The organism is Streptomyces graminilatus, from assembly GCF_001418565.1.
Classification (GTDB): Bacteria; Actinomycetota; Actinomycetes; order Streptomycetales; family Streptomycetaceae; genus Streptomyces; species Streptomyces graminilatus.
The window spans coordinates 1-14736 of record NZ_LIQQ01000035.1 but is presented as its reverse complement, the minus strand read 5'-3'; the positions used below and the strand labels follow the sequence as shown (position 1 = coordinate 14736).

9 protein-coding genes are annotated in these 14736 nt (G+C 71.6%); 5 read left to right on the top strand and 4 right to left on the bottom strand.

Translation table 11 applies throughout. From position 1 onward, the window contains the following. The coding region (rsgA, locus tag AOK08_RS04500) for a GTPase RsgA (RefSeq protein WP_157876565.1) at positions 1 to 713 on the bottom strand (713 nt) is incomplete at its 3' end. Between the two features lie 401 nt (positions 714 to 1114). Here rsgA and AOK08_RS04495 point away from each other — a divergent pair. From AOK08_RS04495 to AOK08_RS04475, 5 genes are all read left to right on the top strand, one after another. Further along, the gene (locus AOK08_RS04495; protein ID WP_157876564.1) at positions 1115 to 2026 is read left to right on the top strand and encodes a hypothetical protein; all 912 of its coding nucleotides are present in this window, start codon (positions 1115 to 1117) and stop codon (positions 2024 to 2026) included. Positions 2027 to 2228: 202 nt separating this feature from the next. Beyond that, positions 2229 to 2618 carry an SHOCT domain-containing protein gene (locus AOK08_RS04490; RefSeq protein WP_198539107.1) on the top strand — a complete coding sequence of 130 codons (390 nt, stop codon included), beginning with the start codon at positions 2229 to 2231 and terminating at the stop codon, positions 2616 to 2618. Between the two features lie 150 nt (positions 2619 to 2768). Next, on the top strand, positions 2769 to 4700 hold the full coding sequence (locus AOK08_RS04485; protein ID WP_063794010.1) for a serine/threonine-protein kinase: 1932 nt from the start codon (positions 2769 to 2771) through the stop codon (positions 4698 to 4700). A 63-nt stretch (positions 4701 to 4763) separates the two neighbouring features. Continuing rightward, positions 4764 to 5405, top strand: coding sequence for a hypothetical protein (locus tag AOK08_RS04480; RefSeq protein ID WP_055523846.1), 642 nt, complete (start codon positions 4764 to 4766; stop codon positions 5403 to 5405). A 46-nt stretch (positions 5406 to 5451) separates the two neighbouring features. Continuing rightward, complete coding sequence (locus AOK08_RS04475) at positions 5452 to 8898, top strand: ATP-binding protein (protein WP_055523845.1); 3447 nt, start codon at positions 5452 to 5454, stop codon at positions 8896 to 8898. Between the two features lie 104 nt (positions 8899 to 9002). On the opposite strand, the gene AOK08_RS04470 is transcribed toward AOK08_RS04475, so the two are convergent. The 3 genes from AOK08_RS04470 to AOK08_RS04460 all read right to left on the bottom strand — a co-directional run bounded on the left by AOK08_RS04470 (position 9003) and on the right by AOK08_RS04460 (position 14621). Next, positions 9003 to 9725 (bottom strand): hypothetical protein, encoded by a 723-nt coding sequence (locus tag AOK08_RS04470; protein WP_055523842.1) that lies wholly within the window; start codon positions 9723 to 9725, stop codon positions 9003 to 9005. A 62-nt stretch (positions 9726 to 9787) separates the two neighbouring features. Further along, positions 9788 to 11140, bottom strand: coding sequence for an FAD-dependent oxidoreductase (locus AOK08_RS04465; protein WP_063794009.1), 1353 nt, complete (start codon positions 11138 to 11140; stop codon positions 9788 to 9790). 64 nt (positions 11141 to 11204) lie between these two features. Continuing rightward, entirely contained in the window at positions 11205 to 14621 is a 3417-nt protein-coding gene (locus tag AOK08_RS04460) for an ATP-binding protein (protein WP_055523837.1), read from the bottom strand. Between the last annotated feature and the right edge of the window lie 115 nt (positions 14622 to 14736).

Sequence of the window (14736 nt, the reverse complement as noted above, 5' to 3'; positions counted from 1 at the left end):
AGTGTGGACTTGCCCGCGCCGGACTGCCCGAGCAGCACGGCCGTACCGCCGGAGACGACGGCCGCGAGGACGTCGATGCCCTCCCCGTCGGTGGAGCTGACGGGGAGCACCGGCACCCCTGGGGCGGCGGCCTCCACATCCTGGACGAGGTACGAGAGGGTCGCGGCGTCCGGGACGAGGTCGGCCTTGGTGAGCACCACGACCGGCTGCGCGCCCGATTCCCGGGAGAGCGCCGAGTCGTGCAGCAGGGCCTCGCCGCTCGAACTGGACATGGCGAGCGCCAGGAACCGCTCGATCCGCCCGAGGTCCAGCTCGACCGCGAGGGACACGCAGATGACGACGTAGTCGACGTTGGTGGCCAGCACCTGGCCCTCGGACCGCTTCGACGACGTCGAGCGCACGAACGCGGTACGGCGCGGCAGCAGCGTCCGCACGTACCGCGGATCGCTGCCCTCGGGGTCGACGGCGACCCAGTCCCCCGTACACACGACCTTCATGGGGTCACGGGGAACGACGAACTCGGTGTCGGCGCGGACGGTACCGGCCGGGGTGACGACATCGCACAGGCCTCGGTCGACCCGTACGACGCGACCGGGCAGCAGCCCCTGCCCGGCGTGGGGGGCGAACTCGGCTTCCCAGTCCGCGTCCCAGCCGTACGGCGCGAGCGGATGCGAACCCAGGAGAGAAGAGGAGGAGGGAGAGGAGAAAGACAAGGGGGACCCTTCACAGGGGTGGCCCCGGCGCCGCGCTCACAGGCGCGGGAAAGAAGACTGAGGTCAGCCGGTGGCCACAGAAGTGGACTTGACGAACTTCCGGATGCGGGCAGCGCCCATCTCAACGACAGTCATCGGTCACACCTCCCCAACCAAGCCAAGTCACCTGCGGAAACGCGCAGTTACCACTCGAACAGAACTGACCCTAGAGGTACACGGGCCACGACGCCATCGAATTACGGCGCACCGGACAAGGCAGCTGGAAGCCACCGGCGCTGCAAGTGACCCGCAAGGTGGCCGGGTGATACTTCCCGCCGAGGGCTACTACCGCTTCGCCTGCGCGGGCACCATCAGCGCCTCCGCCGTTTCCACCCCTTCAGGCTTCTCCGCGAGGAATCACGATGCGAATGAAACGCCTGCGATCAGGGAAACCGGTGCTGGTGGCCATGTACGCCGCGTTGGCCACCGGCCTTCTGCCGCTGGCGCCCACCACCGGCGTACGGGGTCTCCGCCTCGCGCTGATCGGCTGCACGGCGGGGTGCGCACTGTGGTGGGCCCTGGTGTCCGTCCGTGCGCCGCACAAGGACGGCGTCGTCCTCGACAAGTCCGCGCGGCGGGAGCACCCCCGGCCGTGGCTCCTGGCCGCCGCCCTGGGCTTCGCCCTGCCGCTGGCGAGCGCCGCCGCGCTGGTCCAGGCAGTCGGCCCGGACAGCGAGCAGGACCGCTGGATGTCGGACGTCCACGCGGCCGGCGGCGGTACGTACGAAGTCCACGTCGACCGGGTGCTCGGCTCGCCACACATGACCGGCAAAGAGACCGACTACGGCTACCAGATCGCGGCAGACGTCATAGTGACCCTCCGGTTCGACAGCGGGTCCCGCAGCGTCACCGTGCACGACGCTACGACTATGGGCGATCTGGCGGAGGGCACGACGATATCGGTCGCGTACGCCCCGAGCCGCCCCGGACTCGGGGTACGGAACATCGACAGCGTATTCTCCCGCTTTCCCTTCGACATGGTCTGGATCTGGGCCTTGGCCCTCCCCAGCGCAATCACCAGTGCCGTCTTTTCCGCCGTGCCGTTGCTCACCCGGGTGGACAACAGGATGGATCAGCTCCGCACGTTCAGACCGGATGTGCACGGGCCGGCCGGGTTGATCCTGGCCGTCGGCGTGTGCCTCCTGCTGCCCGGCGCCTTCTTCCACACCTCCCCCTGGATGTACTGGCCGCTGGCCCTGGCAGCGGCCACGACGCCCTGGCTCGCACTGGCCTGGGTACGCAGGAGAACGTCAGACCCCGGAGTGACCCGATGAAAACCTCGATCCTGCTATTTTCGAACCCCGATCACAATTCGGCACATAATGCCAAACAATGCACGATTCACGATAGCTTTCAGGAATGAAAATATTCCTGCGCGCTATCGCCGCAATCATCACGCTGGCGTCCCTGACCGTCTTTGCGTACTGCCTCTACAAGCTGCTGCAAACCGGTAGCTGCAGCTCAGGTGAGCCGTACGTGACCACCCTGCCCGAATGCCCCTCGGGCACCGCGGCATGGGTGTGGATCATGCAGGGCGCGATCCTCGTCGGAGTCTGCGATCTCTGGTGGTTCACACTGCTCCACCGCCGCTGGACCTCGCGCCTCGCCGGACCTCCCGCTCCTGTCCTCCCGGACAGCCACAGTGCCGGGCGGCCGTACCCGTCCGGAAACCTGGACGCCCGAGCGGTCCACGCGGTGCGCGCCCTGCTGTTCCCGACCGGTGCGGCAGACGGAGAGCCCCAGGACCGCGCGCCCGCCGGTGACGCCCTCACCAGGCTCGAAAGACTGCAGGTCCTGCGCTCCTCCGGGGTCCTGACGCCCGCGGAATTCGAGAAGGCGAAGGCGAAGATCATGGAGGAGTTCTGAACGGATGCAAGTGAACCGCAAGAGGAGGAGCAGATCATGCGCCACCGAGGGCGACTCACGCGCATCCCACAGAACGAGGACCGAAGAAATGCAGAATCCCACGGCCATCGGCGCCAGGCCTCCTGGCCTTGCCGCCGGCAGACGCGTCGTATGACTGGACCGCGGGTCACACCCGCGCCCGACGGGCCGGGTGCGAACAAATGGGCGGTTCCCGGATACACGCCGTCGAGGGAGCTGGGGTCGGGAGCGAGTGGCCGGGTGGTTCTCGCCAGGCATGACGAGACCGGGTCACCGGTGGCGATCAAGTACCTCTCGGAACGGCTGTGCGGCGACAGCGCGTTCCTGGACGGGTTCCGCGCCGAGGCCAGGCTGCTGGGCGCCCTCCGGTCCCCGTATGTGGTCGAGTTCTACGAGTACGTGGAGACGTCCCTCGGCGCCGCGATCGTCATGGAGCCGGTGGACGGCATCGCGCTCCGCGCGCTGCTCAAGCAGGAGGGCGCCACCGAGCCAGAGGCGGCACTCACCGTACTCAAGGGATCACTGCTCGGCCTCGCCGCCGCCCACGCGGCGGGAGTGGTGCACCGGGACTACAAGCCCGACAACGTCCTGATCGCCGCGGACGGGACGTCCAAGCTGGTGGACTTCGGCATCGCCGTGCCCAGCGGTGAAGCCGGCAACCCGGCCGGCACTCCCGTGTACATGGCGCCCGAGCAGTGGACCGGCCGGCCGGCGAGCCCGGCGACGGATGTGTACGCGGCGACCGCCACGTTCTTCGAGTGCCTCACCGGCGCCAAGCCGTACGCCGGCGAGACCGCCATGGAGCTGGCGATGCAGCACATGGAGGCGCCCATCCCCGACGCGCTCGCCCCCGAGCCGGTGCGCCCGCTGATCCGCAGCGGTCTCGCCAAGACACCCGGGGAACGTCCGGCGAGCGCTGCGGACTTCGTCGCCGAACTCGAAGCCGTGGCGAGCGCCGCCTACGGCGAGGACTGGGAGGAGCGCGGACAGCGCAAACTCGCCGCGCTGGCGGCCCTGCTGCTCCTGCTGTTCCCGTTGGCGGACCCCGGTGGCGCCACGGGCACCACGGCGCTGGCCACCACCGACCTCGGCCCCGACTCCGCCCCCGATCCCAGCACCAGCACCGGCACCGGCACCGGCACCGGCACCGGTCGGGCCATACGCAGCCGCCTGCCGCTGAGCCGCAAGGGGAGGGCCTTGGCCGCGATGGCGGCCGGCACGCTGCTGCTCGGCGGGATCGCGGTGACCTCGGTCGCCGTCGGCAACCACCCGGGGACCAAACCGGCGGCGGCGGGCTCACCGACGACGGGCTCACCGGCATCGGGCTCACCGACCGCAGGTTCCCCTTCCGGCAGTGCCTCGGCCACCACGGCCGCAAGCGCCGAGCCGTCGGAAACCGGACCGCCCAGCGCGTCCGTCTCGGCACAGGAGACGACCGACGGGCCTTCTGCCGGGGACGAGACACCGACAGGCGCGGACAGCACCGCGGGTGCGGACGGCTCCCCCGGTGGTTCGTCGAGTGGGGGCAGCGGCTCGTCGGGCTCCGGCTCCACCGGGGGCGGAACCTCGGGCGGGTCGGCAGGCGGCTCGTCGGGCGCGTCGACCGGCGGGTCGGCAGGCGGGTCATCAGGCGGGGGCACCAGCACCTCGGGAGGCACCAGCGGCGGCGGCACCTCGGGCGGGGGCACCGCCGGGCCGTCCGCCACCCCGGCGCCGGGGCTCGATGTCGTCTCCGTGACGATCGACGCGAGCGGGCCGCTGGGCTCCGGGTGCACCATGGTCGTCTCGGTGACCGTGAAGACCGACGGGGCCGCCGACGGCACGCTCGACCTGAGCTGGTTCACCGGTTCCTCCCCCAGGGCGGTCGGAACGGTGGTCGCCACCGATCCAGTCGCCCTTCCCAAGGGACAGACACAGGTCTCCGGCAGGTACACCCACTCCTTCATCACCCCGGAGCGCTCCCCCTACCTGGGCGTCAGGGTCTCGACCAGCCCGGCCGCCGATTCCGGCGACGGCGCCTTCGTCACCATTCCGGCGCCCTCCGGTTGCGACCCGCCCCGCTGAGGTTCCACGCCGTACGAAAGGATTACGAAGGATTACGAGGGATTACGAAGGAGAGGAAGCCCGATGGCGGCACCTCAGGACCCGCCTCCCGTCAGCCCCGAGGAGAGCACCGTACGTCTGACCACCTCGGACCCCGCCACCACGCTCCACCTCACCGAACCCGTCGCACCGGGCGCAGGGGAGACGCACCGCTTCGGCCCCGGAGTCCCCACCCCGACGGACACCACCGACGACCGGGTGGCGAGTGTCTGGCACGGCACCGTCTCCCCGGGCGCGCGGTCGGGGAACGTCGCCCAGGGACGTCGACCGCGCAGGCGTGTCCTGGGCGGATGGCTGTTGCCGGCGGTCGTACTGATCGCGGTGCCGGCCTACCTCGCCTGGCAGCGTCACGCGCCCGCGCTCACCGTGACCGGAGCCACTGTCCGCACCGATTCCGCGGGCCCGGCCTGTGACGGCACTGCCACGGTCACCGGCACCCTGTTTACCAACGGCCCTGCGGGTACGGTGAGCTATCGCTGGAAGCGCAGCGACGGCACGGTTTCCGGCATGCTCGAGCAGCAGGTCGCCCGGGGCTCGCACCGGACGGACGTCGTACTGCGCTGGACCTTCGACGGCCACGGGACCCTACGGGCGACCGCCACCCTGGAGGTCCTGGCGCCCGACCCGACCGCCGCGTCGGCCACCTTCACCTACGCCTGCCCATGAGTCCCACCGCGGATACGACACCCCGCCCCAGGAAAGTTCTGATCTGATGCATGGCCCACCAGACACGACAGCAGGTCCGGCCGGGCTACGGATCAGGGTTCTCGGCCAGGTCACCGCCACCGACCGGGGAGCGGTTCTGGACCTCGGCGGCTTGCGCCAGCGCGCGGTCCTGTCCCTTCTCGTCGTCGCGCGCGGTGGCACCGTCGCCGGCGATCGGCTGATCGACTCACTGTGGGCGGCAGCGCCGCCGCCGGGCGCGGTGGGCACGCTGCAGGTCTACGTATCCCGTCTGCGACGCCTGCTCGAACCCGGCCGGACGGCCAGGTCCCGGGGCGGCCCGATCGCCAGTGAGGGCTCCGGGTACGCGCTGCGGATCTCCGACGATGCCGTGGACGCCTGGCAGTTCGAACGGCTGCTTCAGCATGCCGACACGTTCTCGGCTCCCGAGGACGCCGCGAAGACCCTGACCGGTGCGTTGGCGCTCTGGCGGGGTCCGGCGTTCACCGAGTACGCGGCGGAGCCATGGGCCCGGTCGGAGTCGGAACGCCTCACGGAGTTGCGGGAGGTGGCGCGTGAGCGGCTGCTGGCCGCCCGCCTGGACTGCGGTGCCGACGCGGCTCTCGTCCCTGAGCTGGAAGCCCTGGTGGCCGAGGACCCGCTGCGGGAGAGGCGCTGGCATCTGCTCGCCCTCGCGCTCTACCGTACGCACCGCCGGGCCGACGCGCTGGGCGCTCTCGGGCACGCCAGACAGATCCTGGCCGAGGAGCTGGGGGTCGACCCCGGTCCCGCCCTGCGCTCGCTCGAAGAAGGGATACTGACCCGGTCCCCCGCCCTCGACGCCCCGCAGTTGACGCGATTGCCGCGCGCCACACTTCTGGAAACATCGGATGTCCTTTCCCCGATGCCGGGTGATCTGGTCGACCGGAACAGCGAAGTCGCCGAGTTGCGCGCCTGCCTGTTCGAGGCCGTCGAGGGGCACGGCACGCCTGTGTTCATCGAGGGCCCCGCCGGCATCGGCAAGAGCCGCCTGCTCGCCGAGCTACGGCAGTTGACCGCCCGGGAAGAGGTACTCACCCTGACCGCACGGGGCAGCCGCCGGGAGAAGGACTACGGTTTCGGTGTGGTCCGCCAGCTCCTCGACAAGCTGGTCGCGGAACGCGGCAGCGAGCTTCTGGCCGGCCCGGCGGCTCCGGCAGCCAGCGTCTTCGACCCGATGACCGCACCGGGCCGTCAGCCCGATGGTTTCGCGATCCAGCACAGCCTCTACTGGCTGATCGTGAGGCTGACCGTCGAGCGCCCGCTTGTCCTGGCCGTCGACGACCTGCACTGGTCCGACTCCGGATCGCTGCACTTTCTGGCCTACCTCGCACGCCGGCTGGACGGACTGCCGGTCCTGATCGCCGCCACCGTACGGACCGGCGAGCCGCATGACGAGGAGGGCCTGCTCACCGAACTCGCGTCCGATCCGGCCACCGTGCACATCCGGCCCGCGCCGCTCACCGCCGACGGGGGCGCGGCCCTCGTACGCGCCGGACTCGGCGACACCACCGACGACGCGTTCGCCACCGCCTGCCACCGCGCCACTGCGGGCAACCCGCTTCTGCTGCGCCAGCTGATCCGCGCTCTGAAGGACGATGCCGTCGAGCCGACCGCCGACCAGGTCGGCAAGGTCGGCGACATCGGCTCACGCGCGGTCTCGAGAACGGTGCTGACCCGTCTTGCGCGGATGCCCGACGCGGCCACGGCCGTGGCACGCGCCATCGCGGTTCTCGGCGACGGCGCGGCACTGCCCGCGATCGCCGCTCTCGCAGGTCTGTCCGAGGACGACGCGGCGGCGGCCCTCGCGCCGCTGATACGCGCCGAAGTGGTGCGCGACCACTACCCGCTGAGCTTCGCGCATCCGCTGCTCGGTGAGGCGGTCTACCGCGACCTGGCCCCGGCGGAGCGCCGACTGCGTCACGAACAGGCCGCCCGGGTCCTGCACGCCACCGGAGCGACGCCGGAGCAGGTCGCCGCCCATCTGCTGCCCGCTCCGCAGCGCGGCGACCCCTGGGTGGTGTCAGTGCTCCAGGCGGCCGCGCGGGAGGCCGCCCACCGAGGAGCGGCCGACGCCGCCACGACCTGCCTCGCCCGGGCACTGCGCGAACCGCCGGCGCCGGACGACAGGCCCCGGGTGCTGCTGGAACTCGGCCGCTGCGAGTCCCTGCGCGACGGGCCGGCCGCGGTACGGCATCTGCGGGAGGCCTATCGGTCGCTGCCGGATCCGGCAGACCGGGCGCCGGCCGCGCTGCTCCTCGCCGGCACCCTGTTCTTCGCCGGCACCCAGGGCGAGCCCACCGCCTTCGCCCGCCAGGCCCGTACGGAACTGCCGGCCGGGATGACCGACGAGCGGCAGGCGCTGCTCGCGCTGGAGCGCGTCACCGGCTACATGCACGGGCTGGACCCCCGCCTGTACCGCCACGGACCGCGGCCGGCCGTCGTCGGGGACGGCCCGGGGGCCCGCATGCTGGCCGCGGCGCTGGCGTGGGAGACCACGACGGACGGGGCCGACCGTGCCGAAGCCGTCGCGCTGGCCCGCTTCGCTCTCGCCGACAACGTGCTTCTGCGCACCGGATCGCTGTGGGCCCTCGCCGCGACAGTGCTGCATCACGCCGACGAACCCATCAGCGGCTTCTGGCACGAGGCGCTGGACCACGCCCATCGGAACGGGTCGTTCTACGCCGCACACCGTGCCCACGTCTGGAAGGGCTACGCCCTGTGGGGTCGCGGGGATCTTCCCGGCGCCCACAATTCCCTGGCCACCGCCAACAGCCAGTTGGACGAGTGGGGCACCGTGCCCGATGCCCTGTACGCGTGCTACGCCTTCACCACCGGGATCCTGGTCGATCTCGGAGACGTGACCGGCGCCCGCGCCTATCTGGACCGGGTCGACGAGCAGCCGGTGAACGCGCACGGCGCGCGACTCATGGCGGAGGCACAGGCCGGCCTGCTGATCGAGGAGGGACGGCACCGTGAGGCGCTCGCGGCCCTCGACGGTGTCCGGCACCTGCCCGCCGTGGCCGGCGCGTCCTGGTGGCCGGGGCGGTCGCTGAGAGCACAGGCACTCGCCGGCCTCGGCCGCCGGGCCGAGGCCACGACCCTCACCGAGGCGGAACTCGTCGCCGCCCGGACCTGGGGCGCCCCGAGCACGATCAGCCGGGCGCTGCGGATACACGGTGAGCTGCGGGGCGCCGACGGAGTGGCGGAACTCCGGGAGGCGATCGCACTGTGCGACCCAGCCACCTCCTCCGCCCTCGCTCCCGCAGGCCTCGAACACGCCCGGGCCCTGCACGCCCTGGCGGCCCACGAGCCACCGCGCTCGGCCGTCCGGATCCTGCGCCGGGCACATGCCGTCGCCCAGCGAAGCGGCGCGGCCTCACTCCTGCGCTCCATCACCTCGGACCTGGAGGACCTGGAAGACCTGAAGGACCTGGACGGACCGGTCACCGCGTGACGGCGACGGGCGCGGTCGTCGCACCGACACCAGGAGGGCCCCCTGAACGCCCGCTGCCGTCGTCCGCTTCCACAGCGCGGCCGTGGTCCCGTTCTCGCCCACCGTCACCTTCCGCGGGCCGAGGCTCGCCATCGATCGGCGACAGTGCCGCGTGTCGGGCCCCGTAGCCGGCTCCCTTGGTACGCGAAGTGCGCGGTCAGGGCCGTGTGGAGCGCGGCCACCGTCGTGAACGCCCATGCCGGCAGCAGCGGCGCGTCGCCTTCGTAGGGCTCCGGAACACCGGGGTAGGTGGTGGACGTGGGCGAGGCGTAGCCAATGCGGTCCCACCGGACCGTGAGTGTCTGCCCGGCCTCACGCCCGTCCGCGATGTCGTAGAGGCGCAGCGGAAGCCGGTGACCTCGCGGTGTGGACAGCAGGTCGTAGCGCGTGCACCCGTTCTTGGCCGGCGCGCAGCGCACCTCGGCGATGACCACGGTGCGTGGATAGACGAACAGGTGCGCGTACATCCGTTCGGCATGCCCGTAGGAGCACAGCGTCAACGCGGCTCCGACGAGGAAACCGAGGACCACCGCGGGCGTGGCCCGCTTCGCCCGGGACCCGGACGGCTTGGCCTTACGGCCTTCGAGTCTCTCCCAGCCCCACGCCGTGACGACCGGTACCGAGATGACGACGGCACCACCGGTCATCTGCGCGAACCCCCCGTGCCGCATTCCGACGACCGGACCGAGGACCGCCGCGCAGGGACCCCACAGGAGCACGACGACGAATCGGCGGACACGCCTGCCGCGGTCGTCCGCGGTGACGATCTTCGCGGCATCGATGTGCATGGTTCGGCCTCGCTGGTGTGTGCTGCCACGGCGGACGGGCGACGGACGCCATGTTCGAAAGGTCAGGCGACCGGAGTCCGCCCGTGCCGGACGGACGGCCGGGTGGACCACAGGACGCGGAGGAGTATGCCGGGGGAGAACAGCCTCGTCGGCGGTGCCGTCAGGTTGGCGACCGCGAGGAAGGCGCGTCCTGCCGGCGGATACGTCAGTGCGGCCCGGTGGACCCTGGCCACATAGCCGTTGAGGAAACCGGTCGTCGCATTGCGTGGCCCGTCCACCTCGGGGTAGCGCAGGTCCGCGCCGACCGCGATGTTCCATGGCACATCGATCAGCTTCGCCGCCCCGGCGAAGAAACGCCGGGCCAGATCCTGTGGGCGTCCCGTGCGGAGGCAGTCCCGCAGCACGATGGCCTCGGAGGCCGCGACGGTCATGCCCTGGCCGTAGGCGGGGTTGAAGCTGCAGATGGCGTCCCCGAAGGCAAGGAAGCCTTCCGGCGGGGAGACGAGGCGCTCGTAGCGGCGGCGGACGCTCACGGGCAGCCGCATCCTGAGCGGTGGCGTGAGAGGTTCGGCCTTGCTCAACAGGTCGTGGATCTCCTCCCCGGCGAGACTTTTGGCGTAGGCCAGATATCCCTCGGTGTCTGTCGGCGGGACTTCGTCCCCGACCCCGATCAGTGTCACCGTCCAGCGGTCCCCCTCGGTGGCGACGGCGACCCCGCCGCGCCGCAGGTCCGGCCAGGGGCTGATGACGGCGCCACCGAAGTCGGCGTCCCCCTCGGCCCGGCGGAACTCGCGCGTCAGGTAGTTCATGCCGGATTCGATCCGGTCCTCGGCGGGCTTCTCGTGACCGATCGCGGCCAGCCAGGTGGGACCCCGGTTCCCCCGGCCGGTGGCGTCGACGACCAGATCCGCCCTGGCCTCCCGCTCCTCACCGCCGTCCACGGGCCGTACGCGTACGCCGCTGACCTTGGCACGATCCGCCGAGGTGAGCAGCCCGAGCGCCTCGTGCCCGGCTTCGATCTCGATGTTGGGAAGGCTCAGGATCCGGCCGCGCAGATACGACTCCAGCGCCGGCCGGCTGACCGCCAGGCCCTGGAGGCCGGACTCGGCCCGCAGCAGCCGGTGTCCGTCATTGATCCAGACGAAGTCGCGCTGGAGGTCGACCGGAGTGCCGCCACGGGCCGTGAGATCGGCGGTGAAGCCGGGAAAGAGCTCTTCCAGCACCTGACGGCCGCGGGCGAGCAGGCCGTGCGGGTGCGCGCCGTGCGGGATGCCCTTGCGGTTGACGGCTTCGGTCGGAAGCACATCGCGGTCGAAGACGGTGACCTTGTCGTACGACTCGCTCAGCACCCGCGCCGCGAGTATTCCGCCGAGGCTGCCGCCGAGCACGATCGCGTGCCCCCGTTTTCCTGCCATGATCGCGTCCTCTTTCCGCCTTGTCACTTCAGCCGGACAGCGCTGTGCCCGGCGAGGACAAGAGTCAGGGCGCCACCTTGCGGAAGACTTGCAGGTCTTCGGCAACCGACCGCAGCAGGCCGGCAGCTCCGCAGCGCTCGGCGACGGTATGGGCCTGCCGCAGGGTGGCCTCGGCCTGATACGCGGGGCCATGGACGGCGAGGGCGCGCAGAGCGCGGGCGTGTTCCAGGCGCGCGGGGCTGTGGGACAGCAGCGCGACCGCCTCCCGGAGTTCGGGGAGGCCCGCTGCTCCTCGTACTTCTCCCAGCAGGCGGAGCGTCCGGCCCACCAGGCTCGGTGCGCCCCAGGCACGGGCCAGGAGGAGTTGTTCCCGGGCTTCCTTCTCGGCCTGGGACGATTCGCCGATTCCGGCGAGCGCCTGTACCCGCAGCAGCCCCCACGGCCACCATGCGGGGTTGGCCGCGGACGGTTGCAGATGACGGACGTCGTCCAGGCTGGTGAGCACCTCCTCGTAACGGCTTTCCGCCATGAGGACCCTTGCCCGCGTCTCTCCGAGGAGACGAGTGCCTTCGGCGCCGGTGACCCAGCCCTGCATCCGCTCCAGGCAGGCGCGGGCGCCGGCGGTGTCTCCGAGATCCAGCAGCACGCCGGTCAGGAAGCTCCGCCCCTGCGGGGCACCAGGTGCCAGCCCCCATGTCTCCGACTGCTCGACGGCGGTACGCAGGGACTGATCCGCCCCGCGGAGTTCGCCGCGCTCCCACTGCGTGTAGCCGCGCCACAAATGGGTCGCCAGCACGGAGAACAGTGACCCGCGCTCGGTGGCACGGGCCAGCGACGCGTCGCACAGCGCGCTGACGTCCTCGTCGGCCATGTGCAGCACGATCGCGGCCGTATGCCGGAGCAGTTCCTCGCCGGCGTCCAGCAGCACGTCACCGGCGACGGCGAACCGGGCGAGCGCGACGGCCTTGGCGCGGTCGGCCCCTTCCTGGGCCGCCTCCTGGGCCAGGCTCGCGGCCAGCATGCGCGCGCCGGGTCCGTCGCCGATGACCGGCCGGTCCTCGCCGGAACTCCACAACCGCGAGTCCAGACCGTGCATGACGCCGCTGATCCGCTCCAGCGCCACAAGTCCCTGCCGCTCGTCGGTCATCCCCGCGGGCAGTTCCGCCGCGGCCCGCCGGGCGAACGCCGTCGCCTGCCCCTGTCCCCCGGCGAAGACCAGAATCCGGGTGAGGAGGAACGCCACGGCGGCCCGGTGCTCCGGGTCGGGCGACGTCTCGTACGCCTGGCGCAGGTGTTCCACCGCGGCAGGGCCGTTGATCAGAGTTTCCGCACGGCCCAGCTCAAGAAGTACTTCGGGCTGCCGCTCGGGGGCGGGCGGTTCCTGAAGACAGCGGGTGAGGTAGGTGACGGCGGCGTCGACGGCGCCGCGGTCGGCGGCTTCACCGGCCGCGGCCCGCAGCACATCGACCACCCACGGATCGCCGCGGTGCGGGATGAGCAGCAGATGGGCCGCGGTCTGCTCGGGAAGCGCGCCCGCGGCGTGCAGGATGCGGGCGGCACGCTCATGGTGCAGCTGCCGTTCTCCCGACGGCACGTCGCGGTAGACGGCGTCGGCGACCAGAGGATGGACGAAGCCGAAGGGGTAGCGGTCGCGGATGACCTCGCCTCGCACGAGCGGCGCGATGGCGTCCGCCACATCGTTCTCGGGCAGTTCCGTGAACGCGGCGACGCCGGGCAGGGTCGCGCCGTCTCCGAGGACGGCGATCGCGCGGGCCGCCGTGAGGGAGTTGGCCGGCAGATGCGCGAGCCGGGTGAGTACCAGTTGGGAGACGGCGCGTGAACCGAGGCCGGTGACGGTGGCGACCTGCGCGGCGTGCGGTGGGACACCGGATGTCCGGAGAGCGCGGAGCAACTGCCTCAGGAGCAGCGGGTTGCCGGTCGTCGCCTCATGGCACGCGGCGGCGAACGCCTCGTGGGCGGGTTCGCCGAGTGCGTGGTGGACCAGGTCGGCGACGCCCTCCGTGGTGAGGGGGCGGGGACGGACGAGGAAGGTCGCGGGGTCGTGGGCGAGCTCGGCCAGCAGTTCCTGGTCCTGATGTGACTCGCCGGTGCGAAGGGTGGCGACCACGAGGACGGGCAGGCCTTCGATCCGCCGTACGAGATGGGCCAGAAAGTGCAGTGAACCGGTGTCGCACCACTGGATGTCGTCGACGGCCAGGAGGAGCGGTCCTTCGGCGGCCAGCTTGCGGATCAGGTGCTGGAGGCCGTTCAGGACCGCGAAGCCTTCGCGTTCGCCTCGGGCAGCTTCCCCGTCAAGGTCGAAGACGGCCGCGGCGGGGGCCGCCGCCCCTGTGAGCAGCTCCGCACCGCGTCTCATGACCAGGTGCTCGAACAACTGGCGAACGGTTCCGAAGCCGTACTCCTTCTCCCGTCGGCTGCCGCGCGCGGTCAGCGTCAGCACCTTCTGTTCGACGGCCAGGCGTCGGACCTCCGCCAGCAGGCGGCTCTTGCCGATACCGGCGGGACCTTCCAGCAGAACCACGCCGGACTGATTCCTCAGCACACGGGTCACGCGCTCGCCGAGATCGGCCAGCTCCTGGGCGCGGTCCACCAGCGCGTCCGCGCTCGGGACGGCATCACGCGCCGGTGCGGCCTCCGCTGGATCCCGGTCCCGGTCCCGCACCAGTGTCGTGGGGGACGCCGGTGACGGCAGAGCGAGTGCGGATGCCTGGGTGAGGATGTCGGCCTCCAGGGCCCGCAGCTCGGAGCCGGGTTCGGCCCCGAACGCCTGGGCCAAGGTCTGCCTGGCGCGGCGCAGTGCGCTCAGCGCGTCGGCCTGGCGGTGCGAGCGGTACAGCGCGAGGGCGAGAAGCCGCCAGCGCTCCTCGCGCAGCGGCTCCTGCGCGATCAGCACCTCCAGCTCCGGGACGAGGAGCGCGTCCTCACCGCACCCGAGGCGGGCGGCGAGCAGCCGTTCGCGGGCCACCTCGTACAGCTCTGTGAGACGGACCGCCTCCGGCCGTGCCCAGGGCTCCGCTCCGTACTCGGCGAAGGCCGGACCGCGCCACAGTCCGAGTGCTCTGTCGAGGGCCGCGGCGGCATCGGAGGGATCGGTGATCGTGGCTGTCCGCCGCAGTGCGTGTTCGAACCGCCATGCGTCGACGGCCTCGTCGGGTATCCGCAGGGCGTACCCGGAGGCCTCACTGACGACGAAGCCGCTACGGGCCCTGGCTTCCTGGCCGGGCTCCAGTCGCCTCCGCAGGTGAGAGACGTGCGCCTGCAGCGCGCCCCGGGCGCTCGGCGGCGGCGACCCGGGCCACACCGCTTCCACGAGACGGTCACGGGAGACGACCGCGCCCCGCGCGACGACCAGCAGGGCCAGTACCGCGCGCTGCCCATGGCCCGCGAGTTCCAGCGGGTGGCCCTGGAGCGTGGCACCCACCTCGCCCAGCACGCTGATCCGCAAGCCGCAGCCCGACATCGTCTCCCCATTCTCGTCGCAGCCCCCACGAAATGCTTCAGAAGGAACTTTCTCTGCATGACGTGTCGTAGGGGACGTCGATCTTCTCGGCACGGTTCCTCCGCCGGCCGGCGGA